This is a genomic window from Synechococcus sp. Cu2B8-bc1011, from assembly GCF_047302735.1.
Lineage (GTDB): Bacteria > Cyanobacteriota > Cyanobacteriia > PCC-6307 > Cyanobiaceae > Synechococcus_C.
The window spans coordinates 1,850,104-1,872,065 of record NZ_CP138915.1; the positions used below are offsets into that span (position 1 = coordinate 1,850,104).

Genomic DNA, 21,962 nt, shown 5'->3' on the forward strand with positions numbered 1-21,962 from the left:
TCGCTCATGGCCAGCAAGTTGCCGCTTGCCGACACCGTCGGCATGGCTCTTACCACACTTAAAGCAAATCGCTTACGCAGCTTGCTCACGATGCTCGGCATCGTCATTGGAAACGCCTCAGTCATCACGCTTGTAGGTGTAGGGCGAGGGGCCCAAAATTTGGCGGAGAACCAGCTCAGCAGTCTTGGAGCCAATGTTCTGTTTGTGGTGCCTGGGAGCAACGACACGCGCAGGCAGGGGGTGGAATTTCCTCGCACCTTGGTTCTGGACGATGCCACTGCGATTGCTACGCAGGTTCCAAGCGTGAAACGTGTCGCTCCACAAATCTCAGCCAATGAAGTGGTTCAGGCTGGAGCGAGGAGTACCAGCGCCTCGATCTCAGGGGTCACACCCGCTTTTTTACCAGTGCGCAGTTTTGAAGTTGCCCAGGGTCGATTCATCAGTGCTGAAGATGAACAGAGTGCCAAGACCGTTGTGGTGATCGGGCCAGATCTTCGCGACAAACTCTTTCCCTCTGGTGCAGCGGTAGGCCAAAGCCTTCGCATTCGAGACCAGGGTTTCAGTGTGATTGGAGTGATGGAACCCAAAGGAGCGGTCTTTGGGTCAAATCAGGATGAAAATGCTTATATCCCTCTAACAACAATGGTGAGCCGTCTCACTGGCCGTAACCCAACCTATGGCGTGAGTCTCAGCTTCATTAGCGTTGAAGCAAAGGATGAGCAAAGTACTGGACCAGCCAAGTTTCAAATCACCAATTTGTTGAGGCAACGGCACCGCATTTTGCGCAAGGACGATTTTGCAGTTCGATCCCAAAAAGATGCTCTCACTATCGTTGGCACGATTACAGGCGGCCTAACGCTGATGCTCGGAGCGATTGGTGGCGTATCGCTGCTGGTAGGAGGCATCGGAATCATGAACATCATGTTGGTATCGGTGAGTGAGCGAACGGAAGAAATCGGTTTACGCAAGGCATTAGGTGCACGTAGTTCCGATGTGCTTCGACAGTTTTTAGTGGAGAGTCTTGTTTTGGCGAGCCTTGGTGGAGTGATTGGAACCGCACTAGGGCTTGGCACCGTCACAGCGGTTGCATTCCTGTCGCCTTTACCAGCAACGATTGGCGCCACAACAATTTTGGTCACTGTGGGCCTGTCTGGATCGATCGGTTTGTTTTTCGGAGTCGTGCCTGCCAAGCGTGCAGCCATGCTCGATCCGATCGTTGCACTACGAAGCCTCTAAATCCCCTTGCCCTGAAACAGCGGTTTAGGTAATGAAACTCTTACAGTCGTGTGAATCACGATGAATCCATGAATCAACGCTGGCGTCAGATTGCCCTTTGGATTCTTCCCATCGGCGTCGCGTTGCTGCTGGTATGGCAGCTGGTCGGAAGCGGAACTCTGAATAACGTCCGCACCACCAGTAGTGCTTCAACCGGTGGAGCTACCACGGTTGCTCCTCGCAATGCGGCTGTTGCTCGAATGAGTTACGGACGTTTCTTGGATTACGTGGAAGCTGGTCGTGTCACGGCAGTTGATATCTATGACGGTGGCCGCAATGCCGTCGTGGAAGCGGTAGATCCTGATCTTGATAATCGGGTTCAACGGCTCCGGGTTGACCTGCCTGGCTTGGCTCCTGAATTGATCAATACTCTGAAGGAAGAGGGCATCAGTTTTGATATTCATCCACCTAAGACCACACCTCCAGCTCTAGGAATTCTTGGGAACCTCCTCTTCCCGCTTCTGCTGATTGGATCTTTGATCTTTCTCGCTCGTCGGGGAAATTCCATGCCAGGCGGTCCTGGACAAGCGATGCAGTTCGGCAAGACCAAAGCCCGTTTTGCGATGGAAGCCGATACAGGGGTGAAATTTGATGATGTTGCCGGTGTCAGCGAAGCCAAGCAAGATCTTCAAGAAGTCGTCACCTTTTTGAAACAGCCTGAGCGTTTTACGTCTGTTGGTGCTCAGATTCCTAAGGGCGTTTTGTTGGTTGGTCCTCCAGGAACAGGTAAAACTCTCCTTGCCAAAGCCATCGCTGGAGAGGCGGGTGTTCCTTTCTTCTCCCTTTCTGGTTCTGAATTCGTTGAGATGTTCGTGGGTGTAGGTGCAAGCCGCGTCCGAGATCTGTTCAAACGAGCGAAGGAGAATAGTCCTTGTCTCATCTTCATTGATGAGATCGATGCTGTCGGACGACAGCGTGGTGCGGGAATTGGTGGAGGCAACGATGAGCGAGAACAAACGCTCAACCAGTTGCTCACTGAAATGGATGGGTTTGAAGGAAACAGTGGAATCATCATCCTTGCAGCAACCAACAGGCCTGATGTCCTTGATTCGGCGCTGATGCGTCCAGGTCGTTTTGACCGTCAAGTTACGGTTGATGCTCCTGATATCAAAGGCCGCCTTTCCATCCTCGAAGTTCATGCGAGGAATAAAAAACTCGATGAGCAACTCACTCTCGACAGTATTGCCAGAAGGACTCCTGGTTTTACAGGCGCAGATCTTGCCAATCTGTTGAACGAGGCAGCAATCCTTACAGCGCGACGTCGCAAAGAGAGTATCGGAATTTCAGAAATCGATGATGCCGTGGATCGCATCATTGCTGGTATGGAAGGTCATCCCCTCACCGATGGTCGAAGCAAGCGATTGATTGCTTATCACGAGGTGGGTCATGCCTTAGTGGGCACCCTCGTGAAAGATCATGATCCTGTTCAAAAGGTCACGTTGATTCCACGGGGACAGGCTCAGGGCTTGACATGGTTTTCACCAGATGAAGAGCAGATGCTCGTGTCTCGTGCCCAACTCAAAGCTCGCATCATGGGAGCCTTGGGAGGGCGCGCCGCAGAGGATGTTGTCTTCGGTCACTCCGAGGTCACCACTGGTGCTGGTGGTGACATCCAAATGGTGGCTTCCATGGCCCGTCAAATGGTGACGCAGTTCGGCATGAGCCAATTGGGCCCCATGGCTCTGGAGGGCGGCAGCCAGGAGGTATTTCTGGGCCGCGATTTGATGACGCGTAGCGATGTGTCTGATGCCATCTCCAAACAGATTGATGAGCAGGTGCGATTGATCGTGATGAAGTGCTACGAGGAAACCGTTGCACTCGTTGGTCAACATCGCCAAGCCATGGACAAATTGGTAGAGCAATTGATTGAGCAGGAAACGATGGACGGTGATGAATTCCGTAGTGTCGTTGCTGAATTCGCTGAAATTCCTGATAAGGAACGTTTCTCTCCCATCCTGGCTTAAAGCAAAAAGACCAGACTTTTAAGAAGTCTGGTCTTCAATCATTTTCAACTCATTTGAAAGACCCTCTTTATGAGGGTCTTTTTTTATACCGAGCGGACAGGGCTCTTATCGATGACGTTGTCGATTAAGCCATATTCCAAAGCCTGTTGTGGAGACATAAAGAAATCTCGATCAGTATCGGCTTGGATTTTGTCTAGAGGTTGTCCAGTGCGATCGGCCAGTTCATGGTTCAAACGATCCTTAAGGAACAGGATTTCATCGGCCTGGATTCGAATATCACTGGCCTGACCACTTGCTCCACCCAAGGGCTGGTGAATCATGATCCGAGAATGCTGCAAACTGCTGCGCTTACCTTTGGCGCCAGCACAAAGAAGGAAAGCACCCATACTTGCGGCAAGGCCAACACAAACGGTATGAACATCCGGTTTAATGTGCTGCATGGTGTCAAAGATCCCCAGCCCGTCGTACACCGATCCACCTGGAGAATTGACATATAGAAAGATCTCTTTTTCGGGATCTTCCGCTTCCAGAAAAAGAAGCTGCGCAACGATTCGATTGGCAGAATCGCTGGTGACAGGCTCACCTAAGAAAATGATTCGCTCCCTCAAGAGACGAGAATAAATATCAAAAGCCCTTTCTCCTCGTCCTGATTCCTCGATCACAATCGGGATCATGTTGCATAGCATCAGTTAGAACAATCCTAACGGCGGCAGCAGCGGCGCTATGGTCTTGATTCAAAGTGGGGTGGAAGGACCTTGACGGATCAACGGACGATCGCTGACAGCAAACGTGCCTTTCATACAGCTTTTCCCTATGTGATTCCGTCTCTGTACAGGAGGACGGCTGACGAGCTATTGGTTGAGCTGCATCTTCTCAGTCACCAACAGCATTTCAAGAGCGATGCCTTGTTTGCTGTTGGCTTACGTCAGGTGTTTACGGCGTTCACTCAGGGCTACAAGCCTGAAAAACACCTCGATGAGCTCTATGCAGCCATTTGTACATGCAATGGGTTTGATCCTGAAGCCTTGCAACAGCTCGCAGAGGGATCGACCTCAGCGGTGTCAGGACACACAATCAATGAAGTGCGTGAGTGGCTTTCCAATCGCGGGGCTGGGGCTCCTGAGCCTTTGGCATCTGGAATCTCAAGTGTTGGTGGTGAGTCATTTCACTACTCGCGACTAATGGCTGTGGGCTTGTTGAGCCTGCTCTCATCCGCTCAAGGTGGAGAACCCTCAGATCCTGACGAACTCAAAAACCTCGCCCATGAAATCGGTGAGCAACTTGGACTTTCCAAACCTCGTTTGGATAAGGACCTCAGCCTGTACACATCCAATCTTCAAAAGATGGCCCAGGCCGTGGAACTGATTGAAGAAACCTTGGCAGCAGAACGTCGTAAACGGGATCGTCAGGTGGCCAATTCTCAAGCAAGCGATTCAAAGACACCGGACGCTCAATCTGCGTCGCCCGATGAATCAGCTGCGGAAGAGATCACTAATTGACCACTCATCTCCCACCATGCCTGTTGGCCTGATGCCTTCGGGTTAGGAGAAGGTATGGCCGGCTTGACTTGAAGATGCAAGGAATCGGCCTGCTTTAGAAGTGCAGGCCACGATCCATTCATGAGTCCCAGAATCTCAAGGTTTCGGGGACGGGCATTGAGCTTCAGCGCTGCAGGGGATGACAGTGGAAGTACTTGATAAAAGGGTTTGGTGTCGGGAAGGCTTGCTAGCCCTGCACTGAAGATCGGCGCTTTTTGGGATTCCTGCAACCATCGCCAACCCCCCACAACTTTGCTCTGCCCGTCACGTTGATCGTTCCAAATCACAGCATCAGCTGGGTTTGCCTTGTCTTGAGCTGGAGTAGATCGTTGAAAGCCGCGTTCCTCTAAACGATTACTTACTTGATCAAGAACAGTGGCCCAAGCGGCAGAGCCTCCAGGCAACGGTGCTTGAAATTGGAGTCCAGCCCGGTAGGGCCCTTTGGTTTGTTGTTGTAATCGCAGCGAAAAGGGTGAGAGTGCGAGCCTTGATCGCGTGGATTGATTCACTCCGTACTGAGATTCCAAGGGTTCTTGGATGATCTGCCGACTCAGCAGCATTCCCAGAATCAAATCAACACGGGCTCCATGCACTTCAAGGAGGCTGGCCTGGTCAAAGTTTGATGGTTTTTGACGATCAGAGACTGAAAACTTCCAGCCTTGTTTGGGTTGTGATGCAGCAAGAGCAATCGAGCGATCGCCAACGTATCCGCCCCAATGAAGAGTGTTGCCATTGAGGCGCAGTGCAAGACAGCCATGACTCCCTTGCTGAAGCAAGGGAGCTGTGGTTCCGCTGATTGCAGCGAGTGCATCACTCGTCCAAAACACCGCTGGAGCGTCAGCGAGACGCTGCATACAACGACTGTGAAGGGAGGTTGGTTGCGTTGGGCGTTCGGAGTGGCGCTGAAGTCTTTGAATGAGTTGTTGACGATGCAGCTCATCGGAGCCGAGCAAGCTCAAACCCAAAACCTGGTGTTTGCGCAGATTTTTGCTGTCGTCTGCCAGAAGTTGATCGGGAAGAATCAAGTAGGCATCGCCATCTTCTGACCACCCCTGCCACCAAATCGATCGCCCCTGCCGTTTCCATAGGTTGCCAGCTCGCACCAGACCCAAGCGTTGATTCCAAAGCTTGGGTGCTGGGCGTTTGGCATCTCCGTGAAAGGACTGAATCAAGCTGAAGGCCCCTGAGACGCGACTGAGCGATGCAGGGGTTCCATCGTCTTGATGTGATGGCTGATTCAGAATGACGCCAATCAGACCGCTCAATAAAACAGTCCCTAACCCCAGTGTCGTGAGGGGGAGGGACTGAGCGAGAGATCGATAGGTGGAGATCTTCAGGAGTGATTCAGCTGCGGTCACGAGAACGCCTGCGACGACGATCTTTCCACTCGATGGTGGAAAGGTAAACGACTATCACGCTGACAAAGACCAAAAGAACCGCAGCGGTCATCGCCAATCCCTGACTGACGATGGGAGCTTGCAGTGCCTCGTTCACTTCAGAAATTCAGGGTGCCATCACCGTTGCGGCCCCAGACCACCATCGCAATCGAGAAACTGAAGACAGCAGCAAGGGATGCCCAGGCAATCGTGAACAGCATTGAATTAACGCTTGAATGTAGAGAGTTTACCTAGGTTCCCCCTCCGGAACTGACTGGTTGATTCATTACTTCTTATGACCATGGCAACTCCTGGAACCGCGAGCGTCCTGCAGCCCGAACGCACAACCCTGCGTTACCCGAATGCCAGAGTCATCGTTCTCAACGATGACGTGAATACGTTCGAACACGTCGTTGAGTGTTTATGCAAAATCATTCCTGGGATGAATAGCGATAAGGCTTGGACCCTGGCCCATCAAATCGATGGAGAAGGCGCTGCAGAAGTGTGGGCAGGCCCCCTGGAGCCCGCAGAGCTTTACCACCAACAGCTCAGTAGCGAGGGACTCACGATGGCTCCCCTGGAACGCAATTAACGCCCATGGCCGCTTCCATTGAGATGAACGAGGTTCAAGGTCTTCGCTGGCCAACCCTGCTCCGATTAAGTCTCTTCCAGGCTTGTCTTGGAACCCTCGCGGTGCTTTTCACTGGGACCTTTAATCGGATTCTCATTACAGAACTTGCCTTTCCTGCATTGCTGGCAGGCGGTGGTTTGGGATTTGAGCAACTGGTTTCACCGGCACGGGTGTTGTTTGGCCATCTCAGTGACTCGCATCCCTTAATGGGTCAACATCGGACTCCCTATGTACTGCTTGGGACCATCGCCATTTGTCTATTGGCGACTTTAAGTGTTCCCGTTAGTTTTAAAGTAAAAGAAGCTCTAGACAGTGGATCTCCCTTATTAGCTTCGGCTGGAGTTGCGGCATTTTGTGGTTTATTTGCTCTTTACGGCTTGGCGACTTCTCTAGCTAGTACCTCCTATTTAGCCCTTGTGATCGATCGCACAACGGAAGAACAACGACCGCGATGCATCGGAGTGATTTGGGCGATGCTCACTATCGGAATCATCGTTGGAGCGATTGCAATCAGTCTTGCTGTCAGCTCGATTGATGGCATTTCTGATCCAATCGTTCTTCAGAGTTGGCTTCAGAAGTTCATGATCTCGATCACCTCGATCGTGATGGTGTTGACCATTATTTCGACCTGGGGGGTGGAAAAGCCAATAGCAACTGGAACAGTTCGACCTGTCCAGGATTTGATCACACTTCAAGATGCATGGGGTGTTGTCACCTCAAGCCGACAAATTGTGATCTTTTTTGGATTTTTAGTTTTATTTACCCTTGGACTCTTTTTACAGGATCCAATTCTGGAAAGTTTTGGAGCTGAGGTCTTTTTGATGCCTGTGTCTAAAACCACTCTGCTCAATGCTTGGTGGGGATCAGGAACACTGGTTGGTTTGCTTCTAGCGGGCTGGTTCATCACACCAAAACTTGGGAAGTTGGCCACTGCCCGTTTGGGTTGCTGGATGGTGATGGGTTCTCTGTTTCTGTTGGTGATCAGCGGCTGGCAGCAAGCCTCAGGCCTTCTCCCCCTCGTCATGGTCTTGTTTGGCTTTGCTGCAGGCGTCGGCACCAACAGCGCACTGACCTTGATGCTTGATCTCACTCTCCCAGCGATGGCAGGAACCTTTGTAGGCATTTGGGGCTTAGCTCAAGCCCTCTCACGAGGGATGGGAAAGGTCGTAGGTGGTGGACTGCTTGACCTTGGGCGTCAGCTATTACCCAACGCTGGTCCGATGGCTGGCTACGGCTTGGTGTTTTCGATCGAAATTGTTGTCATGGCAGGCGCATTGATTGTTCTTAATCAGTTGAGCGTCGGCCAATTCAGAGAATCCACAGCGCAGCGACTCGACATGGTGTTGATGGCCGAAATCGATGGTTGAATCAAGCGGCAGGTTTACTCGTGGAGGTGGTTAAGGACAACAGGGCTTGGGTGTGTAGCCGTTGCGTTTGAGCAGCAAAGACATACCGAATCACTTTTCCAGGACAAAGAGCTAGACCCCGCACCTCATCGCCATGCACCTCAGCCGTAAGGATCTTGGCTTTTGGTCCCATTCGAGATGTCAACGGACCTGAGAGCTCAGTTCTGAGGGAATCGACAGATCGGAGCATGGCTCGCAAAGAACACTTACCTGATCTTTAGCCAGAGTGGCTAACTTAAAGAAGCTTTACTTTTGAACCCCTAGTGGGCCGTCTTGTCTTGACCCATAGCACCTACGTGAAAGGGCTCATACCCTGGCTCAAGGTGTTAGCGAATGACCCACAGATCCAAACCATCACTCCAGGAGTGATTGCAAGGGTCAAGGGACGCTGCCAAGACTTGACGCTTAGGCCATCGGTCCCAATCCGAGGTGGATTCAAGTTGATGGCACGCCGTGGCAGGACTGCACAGGAGGTGTTTGTGATTACAACTCTGCAGAAAATAGATTTAGTCCAACGCTTAGCTAGCTCTAGATCCTCAATTCTCTAAGTGCATCAAACGAGTCAATCTCTATCGCTTTGCCACTGCTCCATTCCATAGTCTGAACCCACAATCAAGAATCTGATACCTCTGAATTCAACGACTTCAAGCTTCCTTGAATCTCTTCTGTTGATTATTTTTGTTCTATAGCCCTTCACAACTCGCAGCCCTTGTCTTTTCTTTATTGAATTGAAATGGTCATTGAAACAATGTTCATCCCAATCAAATCACTAGGCTTCTGTTCTGGTTTTTTCGTAGCACCTAATGCACCACTTCTCAGTTTCACGATTAACACCCCATCACTAGAAGACGAACAATTATTTCAAACCAACAAGACTCAGAATATCAACCTAAAAACATTAATGATGACTTGATTCTGCAAGTCACTCCCATCAACGCTGAATGTGAATCCTTGTGAGGTCCCAGCCAGGTAACAGGCAGCTTCCTGCCCTGCTGACGGCATCCATGGTGGTGAACCGCTGTGCCGTGCGAGCCCCAGTGTTCGACCTGGAGTTACCAGAAGGGGCGAAAGATTTCGAGAGGATTCGTTTCCGGTTACGAGACCGGTTTACGGCACCAACACGACAGTCACCCCATGTCGAAAGAGAGTCAGATCAGAGCACTAGAGAAAGGCTGTCACCAACACAGCAGTTCGCTACCAATTTAGGGGAAGGGGCCAGATTTCACGAATACTTTGCAGCATGTGCTGTGCTCTCTCGGCCCGTTCAGCAGCGCTATGGCCCTTCAGCAGGGTGGTGACATGCCCCAGTTTTCGTCCCGGGATTTCATCTTTTCCATACCAATGCAAATGCAACTCCTCAATTGAGCGGAGTTTGGAAAGACGTTCGTCAAGCGGTTCAGCCTGGTCATGACTCAGGCCGAGCAGATTGACCATCAAGGAGCCATCTGCAATGAGCTGTGGATTAGGGACTTCCAGACCTGCAGCGATACAGAGTTGTTGATCAAATTGACTACTGGAACAGGCCTCAATTGAAAAATGCCCTGAATTATGAGTTCTAGGCGCTACTTCATTGACAAATAAACCCGATGATCCATAGAAAAACTCCAAAGTCATCACCCCCACATAACTAAGCTTTGTAAGAAGTGAAGCGGCAATGTTGTAAGCCGTAGCCTCAACGAGTTGACTTACTGCTGCCGGTGCAATCACCCAGTCACAAACTTGGTTTTTCTGATGCGTTTCGGCTAATGGCAGGCTTCGAATTCGCCCTTTTGAATCTCGGCTGACAACGAGGGCAAGTTCCTGTTCGTAGGAAATCCAGGCTTCGATGAACCACTCATTGGCATCGACGTTGCGAAGCAACTGAGCCAAGCCGTTGAGATCGTTCACAACCCGTGTGCCTTTGCCGTCGTAACCGCCATAGGCAGCCTTCGCCATGACAGGGAACGTCCATCCGCTCGGTAAGGATGGCGACCCAGGATTCAGTTCAGCTAATGAAATCCACTCTGGACTTGGGATTAACAGATCATCGAGAAGCCGTCTCTGGGACAACTTATTAACGAGAGGAACCAAGCTGGCAAGTGATGGAGTGAATTGCACTCCCTGTCGCTCGAGAGGCATCAATGCATCAACAGCGACCCATTCATTTTCGAAGGTAATGCCGGCGCAATGTGTTGAGAGCTCTCTCGTTGCATGGGCATCTGTGGATCCAGCGATTACTAAATCCTTCGCCAGGGAGGCTGCAGGATCTTCAGCTTTTGACGCTTGAACCGCAAGGGTCACACCTCGTGTTTGCGCTGCTTCACCGAGCATCAGGGCAAGTTGTCCGCCACCGATAACGCCAATTGTGTTGTCAACGCTGGGCATCCGTTGCAGATCGGTCTGGGGGAAGCTTGCCATTCTCTCCTTTTAGCAACGCTGGCAGCCCTAAATCAGGCTTCGTTCTCCTCCGAACGCAAGTCGAATGGCAGTCAGTAACAAAACCAATAGGAACAGAGCGAGTCCAACCGTGCATGCATAACTAATCTCTAGTTCTGCAAATGCCTGGTCATAGACGTAATACACAAGGGTGCGCGTTGAGTCTGCAGGACCTCCCTGTGTCATCAGAAAAACCTCCTCAAACACCTTTGTTGCAGCAATCGCCGAGATCACAGCCACAAGGGTCACGTACGGACGGAGCAACGGCAGAGTGATATCAACATGCTTCCGCCAACCTTCACTTCCATCCAACTCAGCGGCTTCATAAAGTTCCTTCGGGATTCCTTGCAGTCCTCCCAGAAAGATCACCATGTAGTAACCCAAGCCTTTCCACAGGGTGACAAGCATCACTGAGGGAAGGGCCAAAAAGGGATTGGTTAAAAAATCAATGGGGACGAATCCCTGACCAAACAAAGCGCTAAGCCAACCGTTAATTAAACCGTTTTCGGCATAGAGCCAACGAAAAGCGATGGCAGCCACAACAATCGAGACCAAAACTGGCGTATAGAAAGCAGCGCGCAGGATGTGCACACCGGGAAGGATTCGATTGACAAGAACCGCCAGGGTTAGGGCGCCGATCACAATGGGTGGAACGACGCCGAATAAGTAAATCAGAGTGGTGCCAAGCACCTGATAAAACATTGGATCGCCGAGGAGTCGCTGAAAGTTGGCGAAGCCGATGAATTTGAGTGGCTCGGTAACGTCTAAACCTGTTTGCGTGAAACTAATCACCAGAGCCATGAAGGCCGGAACCAAGACGGAAAGGCTCAAAAGAAGGAGAGCAGGAGCTAAAAATCCCCAAGCAATGAGCGTCGATCGCTGTTTGGACGTTGAAGGCAGAGCCATCACCAGCGCCAGATGATTTGGAGGAGAATAGATCCGTCACAGCGGGCGGCATGATCCAATCCCAACCGAGCACAACAGCATCGGCAGATGAAAGACGTCTCAGCGTTGCACTCGAACGCGATCCCTATGACGTCGTGATCTCCGCCGGTGGGATCGACTATCTCGGCAATGAATTGCGACGACTCGGGATTCGCGAACACACAAAAATTTTGGTGGTTAGCAATGTTGATGTTGCGACTCCCTATGGAAGCCGTTGTTTGACCAGCCTCGAACAGGCGGGATTTCAGGCCACCTTGCTCACGATCCCCGCGGGTGAAGAACAGAAGACCTTAACCACCTTCAGCACGATCCTTGATGCTGCCAAAGACGAAGGATTAGAGCGCCAGTCACTCATGCTCGCTTTAGGCGGTGGGATTGTGGGTGACATGACAGGTTTTGCAGCGGCATGCTGGCTGCGAGGAATCGGTGTCATCCAAGTGCCTACAACGTTGTTGGCCATGGTTGATGCCGCGATTGGCGGAAAAACTGGAGTGAATCATCCAGGAGGGAAAAATCTGATCGGCGCCTTCCATCAGCCTCGGCTGGTCATGATTGATCCAGATACGCTTCAAACCCTTCCTACGCGGGAATTTAGGGCTGGTCTCGCTGAGGTGATCAAATACGGCGTCATCGGAGATTCAGAGCTGTTCGAATTGCTCGAACGATCCGTCAGCTTTGACAACCCTCTTTCGATTTCTACAGAGCTGCTGGCAACGATGCTCGAACGTTCTGCACAAGCCAAAGCACTTGTTGTTGCTGCGGATGAAAAAGAAGGTGGTCAAAGGGCCATCCTGAATTATGGCCATACGTTTGGTCATGTGGTCGAGACGCTGACCGGATACGGCACCTGGCTCCATGGCGAAGCCGTGGCGATTGGGATGGTGGCGGTGGCAGCACTCGCCGTGCAACGAGGTGTGATGGCTCAAACCGACGCGGAGCGACAAACACGTTTGATCCAAAGCGCTGGATTACCCAGCCAATGGCCTGATCTGGATCCAGATTGTGTCTTAAAGACGCTTCAAGGCGACAAAAAAGTCCGTGATGGTCGTCTTCGCTTTGTCTTGCCGTCAAGCATCGGTGTTGTGTCGATCGTGGACAACGTTAGTCATGAAGAAATCAGAGCCTGCTTGGCTGCGTTGCGTTGAGGCCTGATGGTTCTTGAAGGAATTGACTTCGCTCACCCGGTGTGTTGCTGGGAACCAACGGATTGAATCGCAGGAACGACAGCCATCGAAACTCCCCAAGGCAGGAAGGGTCGACGAGACGCAGGAGTGCTTCACGACGTTGAAGCACCTCAGAGAGTTGGTTGCCAGGAAGTTGTTGAAGACTGCTGAAACGCTCAGCAAGGCCTAAGGCGAGTAAAGCCTCACCCTGGCGGCGCTGCCCCTCCAGGCACCACCCATTGGTTGTGGCTTGGTGAACCATCGTCTCAAGGCAAAGATGAGCCGTGATGTCTTGCTGTCCTGCATCCATCAAGACACTGTTACTGGCCCTTTGGTTTCGATAGGCGATCAGAGTCCCATCGCTGCGTCGAGCGGAGTAATAGCGATGAGCCTCTAGGGCATAGTCGACAACAAGGAGATGGCCCTCGATTAACGCCTCAGAGGCTTCAGCAAACCAACTGGCGCATTCGTCATGCCATTCCGTTGTCCAACCATCCTTCGCATCTGCTGGAGGCAAGCTGATCTGCGTTGCTGACAGTGTTGAATTCATGCGCTCCTGAAGCGCGTGAGGAATGGGTTCAGTTCCCCAATGCAGATCTGCACCGCCAGTTTGTTTTTGATGCAATTGAACGGTCTGACGACGAAGTTGGCCGTCGATCAATTCCAGGCGTTCCACCGGAAAAGCATCGAGGAGCTCATGAGCAATCAAGACACCAATCACCGGCCTTGTCTTGAGATCTGACAAGGAAGTCCAGCGTTTCGGAAAGAGTGGTTGAGTGTGTTGTGAATCCTGGTGCTGCTCCAGACGATTGCGTTGACGCTGTTCCATCCCAGGATTGATTTCAACTAACACCAGCTCAAGCCGATGCATCAGGTCAGGAAGATGTTCGGACAAATGATCGATGAGATCACAACTCAACTCCGCTTCTCCAGGCCCAACTTCAACAATGGAGAGGGTTTCTGATGGGTGCTTCTGAGCGAGAGCACGCAACCACTGGACGAGTTGACAACCCATTAAGGCTGAAAAATCAGGCCCCAGAGTTGCTGACGTCACAAAATCACCACCCTTGCCAATCTTCAGTTGGCCACTTCCATAGGACCCGTGCTCAGGGTCATGAAGCGCCCAGGCCATGAACTGGGAGAAGGGAACTGAACCGCCTGATTGAACAAATCGCTGATGAAGCCATAAAGGGCAGGGCGCAGCAGGGCCTGTCATTGAGGAGAATGCCTGTAATGCGACAGAGCTATGGGAACACAACCGCGCTTCACACGATTCTTGTTCCCATTCTTCAGCTTATTTCTGTTGCTCCTGGTCGCAAGTCCCGTCAAGGCGATCGACAACCCAGAGCTGCTTCCGGACCATCCGACGCCTGTGATCGATCTGGCTCGAGCCTTCAGTGACAATCAGCTCAAAGAGCTTGAAACATCACTGGATGCTTTTGAAGAACGCAGCGGATGGAAAGTTCGAGTTCTCACCCAATATGAAAAGACACCTGGACTTGCCATCAAAGAGTTTTGGGGCCTCGATGAACGAAGCTTGTTAATTGTCGGAGATCCCCGCGGCGGCAACCTGCTCAATTTCAACGTGGGCGATGCATTCTTTGCCTTGATGCCACGCACCTGGTGGGTGGAACTTCAAACCCGTTATGGGAATCAGTATTACGTCCGAGACAATGGCGAGGACGGTTCAATCCTGGCAACGGTCGGAGCGGTAGAGCTTTGTCTTGATCGGGGAGGTTGTCAGTTTGTTCCTGGTCTACCAAAGGAACAATGGCTTTTAACTTTGGCCACATCCGTACTGGGTGGATTAATTGCGGGTTTTGCCGCTTATCCGCGTCAACAAGGTGAACGGATCGCCTGGGCTTGGGTGCTTTTGCTGTCTCCCCTATGGGTGATGTTGTTTGGTGTGTTTGGGATTGCACCCGTGGTCACACGCACAAGTGATCTCTTGCCGCTGATTCGAAACGGCATGGGTTTCATTGGAGGGATGGTGGGCGCATATTTGATCGCCCAAGCAACAGTGGGAAGGAAATTGGCTGAAGAGTCAGAAAAGTAATTCGAGTACTTCACTCAAGGGCCCGTTCAGGGCATTCCACAAAGAATCGTTGGACCGGTACAAACGGGAGCTTTAGTTCCTGTGCTGCCCGACTCTTCACTCAGCGCTTGCTGACGCTGATCTCTAATCTGACGTAGCTGACTCAAATTGACGTTGTAAAACGACTTAAGATTGGCAAAACGCTTCACGGGTTGTCCGTAGTAGCTGCGTCCACGAAGAGTGGGAAAGGAAGCCCACTCCGGCGCAAGCTTCGCCGCAAGCTGAGGTGTCATCACACCCACATCGGTGAGCCTTAAGGCTTTTCGCCTTTGGACTAAGAACAGAGCACCTTGATCTTGGACTTCAGGTCCAAAACCCCTAACCCCCAAACTTCGCTTCACTAGATCCCAGGTGAAAGGCATGAACTGGTAAGCACCAGCCGCCGCACTCGCATAACGGGAGGAGTAAATCACGCGATCGGGATGGCGATCCATCGAGCGCATCAAACTTCCGCCAAACATCACGCGGTAGCCAACATCATGGCCGTTTTTCCAAGTTCCCTCGGCGAAGCGAATGGTATTGAGAAGCGCGCGACGCTCTGGAGTGATGATGTATGGAAGGGCACTCGCTTGGGACTCTTCATGGGAAGTAATCAGACCAGAGCGGGAAACTTGCAGCGTTGGAAGCGAAGCAACGGAAGCTTGAGAAGCCTGAGAAGAAACTAAAACAGGAGCAAAACCTGCGAGAGCTGCTGGAAGGAACCGACAGACAGTTTTCGCAAGAGAGGACATACGTGAAAGAAAGGAATTGACCGGAGGAGGTGATCAACAGACCGTTCAGATGACGGCGATCGAAATATCAGACAGGAACTCAATTGAACGCATCGGGTTCAATGGCTGGAACTTTGACGAACGGGTCCAAGCAAGCCAAGAGTTGATGTGCCAGACGAGTAATTGTCCCTAAAGGCAGACAAGACTCAAGTTGGACGCAAAGTGCGTCAAAGCGAGAGCAGGGGTGGCGTCTCAGCTGAGATTAAAAAAAGTAATTGGAGCAATCAGCCGTGCTGAACAGTGCTCGACGCGACCTGGGCCAAGGCCTTTGCTGCCTCTTCAGCACCATGCTTTGAAGCCATGGGATGGATGGGTTGGACCAGTGGCTGGTCCAACCCCCATTCACCTTGAGCGAATGCATCGCGGCTCAGAATCCTGTGATTTCCAAAACGACGAAGGCCATCCATCAGCACGGAAGCTTCGGCGAAGCCATCACGCTCCACGACATGCATCCCCAGTTCCTGACTTAAAGCCTCGCAAAAGGTGCTGTAACCAGGCTTGCCTAAGTGCCGGTCGCAATAAGGCATCACATCAAAAGGCCGCACACTTTGAGGCAAAAGCGTGACATTGGCCTCCCATTCAAGCTTGGCGTGAAGTTGGGGAGCCACCGGGGCTGGCATCAGAAAATGATGATTGGGCCAGAGACGGAATAAGGCAGGGTCGATAGCAACACCAAGGCCCCCAAATCCAACAAGTACAAGCGGCTGTTGAATCTGTTCCAAGTGGTGACGCAACGGTCTTGGCAATTCACGCAACCCAGAGACCGTGACACCTAACTCTTGCTCTTTTAAACCCCAATCCATCGCCAGTGAAAAAGGGCAGCGCAACAGCAGTTCCCCCTGTTGATAATGAGCTCTCGCAGCAGCTGCATACTTGGTGAAGAGTCCACCAAGAGGCTCATAAATGTCATCCCAACCGAAATTCCCCATCCATACCAAGGGAGCTCCAATTCGTTCAGCAAGAACTGCTGCGGACGGTGGAATGTCACCAACAACAACAACAGGTGTTTGTTGCTCTGCAAGCCAGGCGCTCTCTTGGTCAAGACGGTGTGGGAGAGACCTGTCGAGAGCCATCAGGAAACTCAAGGTTCTGTCTTGATCAACGCCGAGTGCATCGGCTTGGATCATGCCCACATCCCAACCAACGAAACGTTGCTCTACGGGGACAGCCCCGCAGGCAAGCTTGAGAAAATCTGCAGAGACAAGGGAACTGACCACAAGCCTCCAGGTTGGTTGGAGCCGATGCAAAGCACTCAAAACAGTGGCTTGCCGGGCAGCATGACCAAACCCATGACTGCTGAGACACAGATAAATCAGCATGCCGAAAAGCTTTCTCTTGGTTGCCGCAACAACGTTTGTTCATAGGCAAGGGTTCCATCCAGATGAAACCAGCGATGGCTGACAAGACTGAGATGACGCCCCTCAAATTCCACCCAGGTGAAGTGAATCAAAGTCTGTCCAGACTCATCTGATCCAGAGCGTGGAACGCAAGCCGCATTGACATAAGCAGTGCCATATCGATCGCGATGGAATGTCAGGCGTTCTCCCTTGCCTCCTCTAAGGCAGTGATGCATATGACCAAAGACCACGAGATCAGCAGCTCGGTGACGGCGCATGGCCTCTACAGCGATTGCAAGGTCTCGATCCCCCCAGTCGATGTGAGGATGTTTCCAATCACGACCACAGATGCTCGACGCATCGGATCCGAGACCAGTCGGACCACTGTGGGCTAAAAGAACAAGTGGCCAGGTTTCGGGGGCGCCAGAGGCGGCTTGAACGATCCGGTTGGCCGACTCCTCTTCGGTGACTGGACCAAAAACACTGCGAACAGCTTCAGATAGGTGGAAACCTCCTCCTGAACTGCAGGGACGGCAGCCAATAATCGCAACGGGCGGAGAGGACCAATTGCGCATCCTCCACGAGCAATCAAGCTCTCCCAGCATTAGAAGCTGCTGTCTGAGCTTCTCACCACTGCGATCCCTTCCGCGATCGTGATTACCCAGAATCACAGCGCAGGGACGGTTCAGGCGGGTGATTGCCTTGACTAAGCGAAGATCACCGTCACTGAGGTCGCCCACAAACAACACGGCATCAGGCTTCAGCTGATCGAGCAACTGCTCGTCGTCAAAGGTCCAATCACCGTGGAGGTCGCCGGCAATGGCGAGGCGCAATCTGGTCAGGAGTGATGCCTAGGCTATGGATATCCTGCCCGATGTGGCCAGAATGGCCGCAATCAACTCCGAGACAGGTCTAGGGATCAGGATCATGAAAACAACTCCCGATGATCTCGTCAGGGCAATCAACCAGCTTCGAAGAGAACGCAACGCAGTCGTATTGGCTCACTATTACCAGGAACCTGAAATACAAGACATCGCTGATTTCATTGGAGACTCCTTAGAGCTGTCCCGCAAAGCTGCGAGTACAGATGCGGATGTGATTGTTTTTTGTGGTGTTCATTTCATGGCCGAGACGGCAAAAATTTTAAGCCCAGAAAAAATTGTTCTGTTACCTGATAACGAAGCAGGTTGTTCACTCGCCGATGATTGCCCGGCCGATGAATTCAAAACTTTCAGGGCCAATCATCCCGAACATTTTGTTGTCAGCTATATCAACTGTACCGCTGCAGTTAAGGCTCAAAGTGACTTAATCTGCACAAGTAGTAATGCAGTAGATTTGGTCAATCAACTCCCCTCTGATCAACCAATTCTATTTGCACCAGATCAAAATCTTGGACGATGGGTACAGCAACAAAGCGGACGCGATCTAACACTATGGCCAGGACGCTGCATCGTGCATGAAACGTTTAGCGAGGAAGCATTATTAAAACTGAAGCTGAAATACCCAGACGCGGAGGTGATCGCCCATCCCGAATGCATGGAAAACCTTCTAGATCTAGCTGACTTCATAGGCTCAACAAGCAAACTTCTATTGCACGCACAAACAAGCCAAGCATCGACTTATATCGTACTCACTGAGCCAGGTATATTGCATCAAATGCAAAAATTGGTTCCGAACAAAACGTTCATTGATGTTCCGGGAATTGACGGATGCAGTTGCAATACATGTCCATACATGCGCATGAATACTCTTGAAAAACTTTGGCATTGCCTAGAGACACTAGAGCCAAGAATCGAGATGAACGAAGAGATAAGAGTGAAAGCATTGGAGCCAATTCAACGCATGCTTGAAATGAGCAAATAGCTGATAGTGCAACAAAATCTATACCCCAGATAAAATAGCAATCACAACCCGGAAGGAATTCACAATAATCACTAACCAGCATTGAAACTAAGATGCTATTAGACAAACGAGACAGGAAACATAAACCTTAAAGATACAGCAAAAGTTAAAAAGTACACCCAGATGCAACCCCTGCTTTATATTGAATATCAAAAAAAAATCGAAAAAATGCAAATCAGAATGGCAGAGACAAACGCAGCTAAAATGGAATACAGAAAACCATAATACTCAAGCCATTAAACAGTTGTATACGAGCATGACGAAGGAAAGCAGAATGCGCTTAAATCCACAGTCTAAAGAGAATTACGTCAAGATACAAAGATGTCAGTTTTGCATTACCTCAACCAAGGTTTGTATTGTCCAGCCGCAGATGCATGGATTGACCCTCCCTGCCCGGTCAAACGTGCGATCATAACCCATGCTCATGCTGATCATGCCAGACCAGGATGTGGAGAATATTGGGCCTGTGATCAGTCCGAAACGATACTAAGGCAAAGACTGGGAAGAGACATCAAAATTCACTCCATAAACTATGGGGAGGAGTTCAGACTTGGGCAGGCAAAACTTTCATTACATAGCGCAGGACATGTTTTAGGAAGTGCTCAGGTACGTATTGAAGTTGGAGATGAGGTATGGCTCGTCACTGGTGATTACAAACGTTGCCATGATCCAAGCTGTGAACCATTTGAATCAGTGAAGTGCGATGTACTCATCACTGAATCAACATTTGGATTGCCGATCTACCGTTGGAAGTCAGGCAAACAAGTAGCGAGAGAGATTTATGAATGGTGGAGGACAGAGACTGAACATCCTTCATTACTCTTCTGCTATGCATTTGGCAAAGCGCAACGAGTACTCGCTGAACTGAAATCGCTAGGCATTATGGAAGAAGTTCTACTGCATGGAGCAGTCGAGACCATAACCGGTCATTATCGAGAGGCAGGAGTGGACATGGTACCTACGAGACCGGTCAGTGAATTAGAACGAAAAGATCCCTTGAAGGGACGTCTCATCATCGCACCACCATCTGCCTATAAATCACCATGGATGAAACGTTTTAAGGAACCACAGACAGCATTCGCATCAGGATGGATGGCAGTTAGAGGAGCCAGAAGAAGACGGGGGTATGAGCGAGGATTTGTACTAAGTGACCATGCAGATTGGACAGGTTTGATAATGACAATCAAACAAAGTGAAGCTAAGAAAATCTACATAACACATGGGCAAGAAGATGTTTTGGCACGATATTTAACAGAAGTAGAAGGTTTAAATGCATTTCCACTCGAAATGCTAAAATAAGAGAGTAGATATGAATCAAGCAAGTTTACATGAATTTGGAGGCCTAATCACTGCTATTGATCGATGCAATAAAACCAACACAAAGATCAGCTTAATTTCAGAATTCATTGAAAACATTGATCCACGGGATGGATGCTGGACACTATGTCTTTTACTCAACCAACGAAAGCAAAGACTGATAACAGGCCAGAAACTCAGGAGAATACTAAACGAATGCACAAGTATACCTTCATGGCTGTTGGATGATTGCTTTACTCAAGTAGGAGATTCTGCCGAGACACTAAGTTTACTCTGGCCTCAGATTAAACCCAACATACAAAATATAGAATACAAATTCAAAGACGCAACAGATGAGATTTACTCTACTGTAAAAATAACAGACTCTCTTCACTTATGGATGGAAACAGTACTGCCTTTATTAAAAAGCAAAACTGATACAGAACAAAGACATTCAATGATTGAGTTATGGAAAAATATACCAGATGATCATCATTATCTGGTCAATAAGCTGATCACGGGAGGGTTCCGAATCGGGGTATCCAAGGGGCTTGTCGTAAAGAGTATTGCTCAGGCTTATGAAATCAATGAAAGCACAGTAATCGAACGTCTGATGAAATCCGAGGCTACAACGCAAAATTGGTTTAAAGAATTGGTCAAACCGCGACAAGAAGAAGAGGATGATCGCGGAGCCATTCCTTATCCCTTTTATTTAGCAAGTCCTGTAAATCTTGAACAGTTAAAAGCGTCGCCTGTCCAAGACTGGAGCTTAGAGTGCAAATGGGATGGCATACGCGGTCAATTAATACGCCGTCAATCAGGAATATTTCTATGGAGTAGGGGGGAGGAGCTAATCAATATATCATTCCCAGAAATAATTAATCTGGCAGAACAGTTACCTTACGGAACTGTGCTTGACGGAGAAATAATTTGCTGGAGAGATGATGCAAAGCAACCAATGACGTTCGCAAGTCTACAGAAAAGACTTGGGAGAAAATCAATAACTAAATTGCTATTACAAGAATGTCCTGTCAAATTTGTTGCTTACGATTTAATAGAGCATGAGAGTAAAGACCAAAGGAGCAAACCACTCAACGAAAGGAAGAAAATATTAGAAGTTATCCATAGAAATCTCAATCACAATGATCTGGTCTTAGGGGAATGCAAATCAATATCAAATTGGAGTGAATTGGAAAAAGCAAGAGATGAAACAACTGAACAAGGAGCGGAAGGATTAATGATTAAAAAAATAGATTCAATCTATCTATCAGGCAGGAGGAAAGGATCTTGGTGGAAGTATAAGCATGATCCAATGACATTAGATGTGGTGTTAATCTATGCACAAGCAGGGACTGGAAAGCGTGCGAACCTTTTTACAGATTATACCTTTGCATTATGGGATGAACCAAGGACATCGATTAGAACGAGGAAACTGATTACATTTGCGAAAGCATATTCAGGACTGAAGAATGATGAAATTATTCATCTCGATCGCTGGATCAGAAAGCATACAATAGAACGCTTTGGACCTACACGCGTAGTTGAACAAAAGCAAGTATTTGAAATTGCGTTTGAGGGTGTGATGGAATCGAAACGACATAAATGTGGCTTAGCAGTTAGATTTCCTAGAATCGTCCGATGGAGAGTCGATAAAAAAGCTGCAGAAGCAGATTGCCTAGAGCACGCACAAGCGCTTTGTAAAAAAGATTAAATGAAACCAAGCAAACAGCCAGCATCACTGGGTAATTTGAATACGAATCAGTTGGTATTCGAATTGATGAATGTGAATACTACGGACAGAAGAAGACAATGAAATTTAGATATGTACACAATTATTACAGGTTAAGAA

Annotated in this window: 22 protein-coding genes and 1 other RNA gene; 11 read left to right on the top strand and 12 right to left on the bottom strand. The window is 49.9% G+C overall.

What is annotated here, in order from left to right:
* Positions 1-6: 6 nt before the first annotated feature.
* Together SIC18_RS09575 and ftsH are read left to right on the top strand one after the other, a co-directional pair.
* A complete protein-coding gene (locus SIC18_RS09575) occupies positions 7-1,236 on the top strand; it encodes an ABC transporter permease (RefSeq protein ID WP_048346513.1) in 1,230 nt (409 codons plus the stop codon).
* 68 nt (positions 1,237-1,304) lie between these two features.
* Positions 1,305-3,239, top strand: a complete 1,935-nt coding sequence (gene ftsH / locus SIC18_RS09580) for an ATP-dependent zinc metalloprotease FtsH (RefSeq protein ID WP_048348143.1) — start codon at positions 1,305-1,307, stop codon at positions 3,237-3,239.
* Positions 3,240-3,322: 83 nt separating this feature from the next.
* Here ftsH and clpP read toward each other — a convergent pair whose 3' ends face one another.
* Positions 3,323-3,913 (bottom strand): ATP-dependent Clp endopeptidase proteolytic subunit ClpP, encoded by a 591-nt coding sequence (gene clpP, locus SIC18_RS09585; RefSeq protein ID WP_413429442.1) that lies wholly within the window; start codon positions 3,911-3,913, stop codon positions 3,323-3,325.
* 81 nt (positions 3,914-3,994) lie between these two features.
* Here clpP and psb29 point away from each other — a divergent pair, with 81 nt between their 5' ends.
* Positions 3,995-4,738, top strand: a complete 744-nt coding sequence (gene psb29 / locus SIC18_RS09590) for a photosystem II biogenesis protein Psp29 (RefSeq protein WP_413429444.1) — start codon at positions 3,995-3,997, stop codon at positions 4,736-4,738.
* On the opposite strand, the gene SIC18_RS09595 is transcribed toward psb29, so the two are convergent.
* The 3 genes from SIC18_RS09595 to petN are packed head-to-tail and all read right to left on the bottom strand — an operon-like array spanning position 4,690 to position 6,374.
* Positions 4,690-6,135: a hypothetical protein gene (locus SIC18_RS09595; RefSeq protein WP_413429445.1), complete on the bottom strand. Its 1,446-nt coding sequence runs from the start codon at positions 6,133-6,135 to the stop codon at positions 4,690-4,692. The two genes, psb29 and SIC18_RS09595, sit on opposite strands and share 49 nt — an antisense overlap.
* On the bottom strand, positions 6,122-6,271 hold the full coding sequence (locus SIC18_RS09600; protein WP_157028569.1) for a hypothetical protein: 150 nt from the start codon (positions 6,269-6,271) through the stop codon (positions 6,122-6,124). Before SIC18_RS09600 ends, SIC18_RS09595 begins: the two co-directional genes overlap by 14 nt.
* 1 nt (position 6,272) lies before the next feature.
* Positions 6,273-6,374 carry a cytochrome b6-f complex subunit PetN gene (petN, locus tag SIC18_RS09605; RefSeq protein ID WP_011619345.1) on the bottom strand — a complete coding sequence of 34 codons (102 nt, stop codon included), beginning with the start codon at positions 6,372-6,374 and terminating at the stop codon, positions 6,273-6,275.
* A 74-nt stretch (positions 6,375-6,448) separates the two neighbouring features.
* Between petN and clpS the strand changes: the two genes are divergently transcribed.
* Together clpS and SIC18_RS09615 are read left to right on the top strand one after the other, a co-directional pair.
* Positions 6,449-6,745, top strand: coding sequence for an ATP-dependent Clp protease adapter ClpS (gene clpS / locus SIC18_RS09610; protein ID WP_011619346.1), 297 nt, complete (start codon positions 6,449-6,451; stop codon positions 6,743-6,745).
* A gap of 5 nt (positions 6,746-6,750) precedes the next feature.
* Entirely contained in the window at positions 6,751-8,151 is a 1,401-nt protein-coding gene (locus SIC18_RS09615; protein WP_048346516.1) for a BCD family MFS transporter, read from the top strand.
* 1 nt (position 8,152) lies between these two features.
* Here SIC18_RS09615 and SIC18_RS09620 read toward each other — a convergent pair whose 3' ends face one another.
* The gene (locus SIC18_RS09620) at positions 8,153-8,380 is read right to left on the bottom strand and encodes a hypothetical protein (protein ID WP_413429446.1); all 228 of its coding nucleotides are present in this window, start codon (positions 8,378-8,380) and stop codon (positions 8,153-8,155) included.
* 73 nt (positions 8,381-8,453) lie between these two features.
* On the opposite strand from SIC18_RS09620, the gene SIC18_RS09625 reads away from it, so the two are divergent.
* Positions 8,454-8,738, top strand: a complete 285-nt coding sequence (locus tag SIC18_RS09625) for a DUF2103 domain-containing protein (protein ID WP_413429447.1) — start codon at positions 8,454-8,456, stop codon at positions 8,736-8,738.
* 460 nt (positions 8,739-9,198) lie between these two features.
* Here the strand turns inward: SIC18_RS09625 and ssrS are convergent.
* The 3 genes from ssrS to SIC18_RS09640 all read right to left on the bottom strand — a co-directional run bounded on the left by ssrS (position 9,199) and on the right by SIC18_RS09640 (position 11,511).
* Positions 9,199-9,386: non-coding RNA, 6S RNA (ssrS, locus tag SIC18_RS09630), on the bottom strand.
* The gene (locus SIC18_RS09635; protein ID WP_413429448.1) at positions 9,385-10,587 is read right to left on the bottom strand and encodes a 5-(carboxyamino)imidazole ribonucleotide synthase; all 1,203 of its coding nucleotides are present in this window, start codon (positions 10,585-10,587) and stop codon (positions 9,385-9,387) included. Before SIC18_RS09635 ends, ssrS begins: the two co-directional genes overlap by 2 nt.
* 27 nt (positions 10,588-10,614) lie before the next feature.
* A complete protein-coding gene (locus SIC18_RS09640; RefSeq protein ID WP_048346519.1) occupies positions 10,615-11,511 on the bottom strand; it encodes a carbohydrate ABC transporter permease in 897 nt (298 codons plus the stop codon).
* Between the two features lie 50 nt (positions 11,512-11,561).
* Here SIC18_RS09640 and aroB point away from each other — a divergent pair, with 50 nt between their 5' ends.
* The gene (gene aroB, locus SIC18_RS09645; protein ID WP_413429449.1) at positions 11,562-12,695 is read left to right on the top strand and encodes a 3-dehydroquinate synthase; all 1,134 of its coding nucleotides are present in this window, start codon (positions 11,562-11,564) and stop codon (positions 12,693-12,695) included.
* Here the strand turns inward: aroB and SIC18_RS09650 are convergent.
* A complete protein-coding gene (locus SIC18_RS09650; protein ID WP_413429450.1) occupies positions 12,667-13,929 on the bottom strand; it encodes a class I SAM-dependent methyltransferase in 1,263 nt (420 codons plus the stop codon). The genes aroB and SIC18_RS09650 overlap by 29 nt on opposite strands.
* A 30-nt stretch (positions 13,930-13,959) precedes the next feature.
* Here SIC18_RS09650 and SIC18_RS09655 point away from each other — a divergent pair, with 30 nt between their 5' ends.
* Positions 13,960-14,769 carry a TPM domain-containing protein gene (locus tag SIC18_RS09655; RefSeq protein WP_413429451.1) on the top strand — a complete coding sequence of 270 codons (810 nt, stop codon included), beginning with the start codon at positions 13,960-13,962 and terminating at the stop codon, positions 14,767-14,769.
* 26 nt (positions 14,770-14,795) lie between these two features.
* Here SIC18_RS09655 and SIC18_RS09660 read toward each other — a convergent pair whose 3' ends face one another.
* The 3 genes from SIC18_RS09660 to SIC18_RS09670 form a co-directional block, all read right to left on the bottom strand.
* Positions 14,796-15,539, bottom strand: a complete 744-nt coding sequence (locus tag SIC18_RS09660) for an endolysin (protein ID WP_413429453.1) — start codon at positions 15,537-15,539, stop codon at positions 14,796-14,798.
* Between the two features lie 263 nt (positions 15,540-15,802).
* Positions 15,803-16,897 (bottom strand): hypothetical protein, encoded by a 1,095-nt coding sequence (locus tag SIC18_RS09665; protein ID WP_413429454.1) that lies wholly within the window; start codon positions 16,895-16,897, stop codon positions 15,803-15,805.
* The gene (locus SIC18_RS09670) at positions 16,891-17,748 is read right to left on the bottom strand and encodes a TIGR04168 family protein (RefSeq protein WP_413429456.1); all 858 of its coding nucleotides are present in this window, start codon (positions 17,746-17,748) and stop codon (positions 16,891-16,893) included. The genes SIC18_RS09665 and SIC18_RS09670 overlap by 7 nt, the downstream gene beginning before the upstream one ends.
* Before the next feature lie 94 nt (positions 17,749-17,842).
* On the opposite strand from SIC18_RS09670, the gene nadA reads away from it, so the two are divergent.
* From nadA to SIC18_RS09685, 3 genes are all read left to right on the top strand, one after another.
* A complete protein-coding gene (gene nadA / locus SIC18_RS09675) occupies positions 17,843-18,778 on the top strand; it encodes a quinolinate synthase NadA (protein WP_048348146.1) in 936 nt (311 codons plus the stop codon).
* Positions 18,779-19,138: 360 nt separating this feature from the next.
* The gene (locus tag SIC18_RS09680; RefSeq protein WP_048346525.1) at positions 19,139-20,116 is read left to right on the top strand and encodes a ligase-associated DNA damage response exonuclease; all 978 of its coding nucleotides are present in this window, start codon (positions 19,139-19,141) and stop codon (positions 20,114-20,116) included.
* A gap of 10 nt (positions 20,117-20,126) precedes the next feature.
* Entirely contained in the window at positions 20,127-21,824 is a 1,698-nt protein-coding gene (locus SIC18_RS09685) for an ATP-dependent DNA ligase (RefSeq protein ID WP_413429458.1), read from the top strand.
* Positions 21,825-21,962 lie beyond the last annotated feature (138 nt).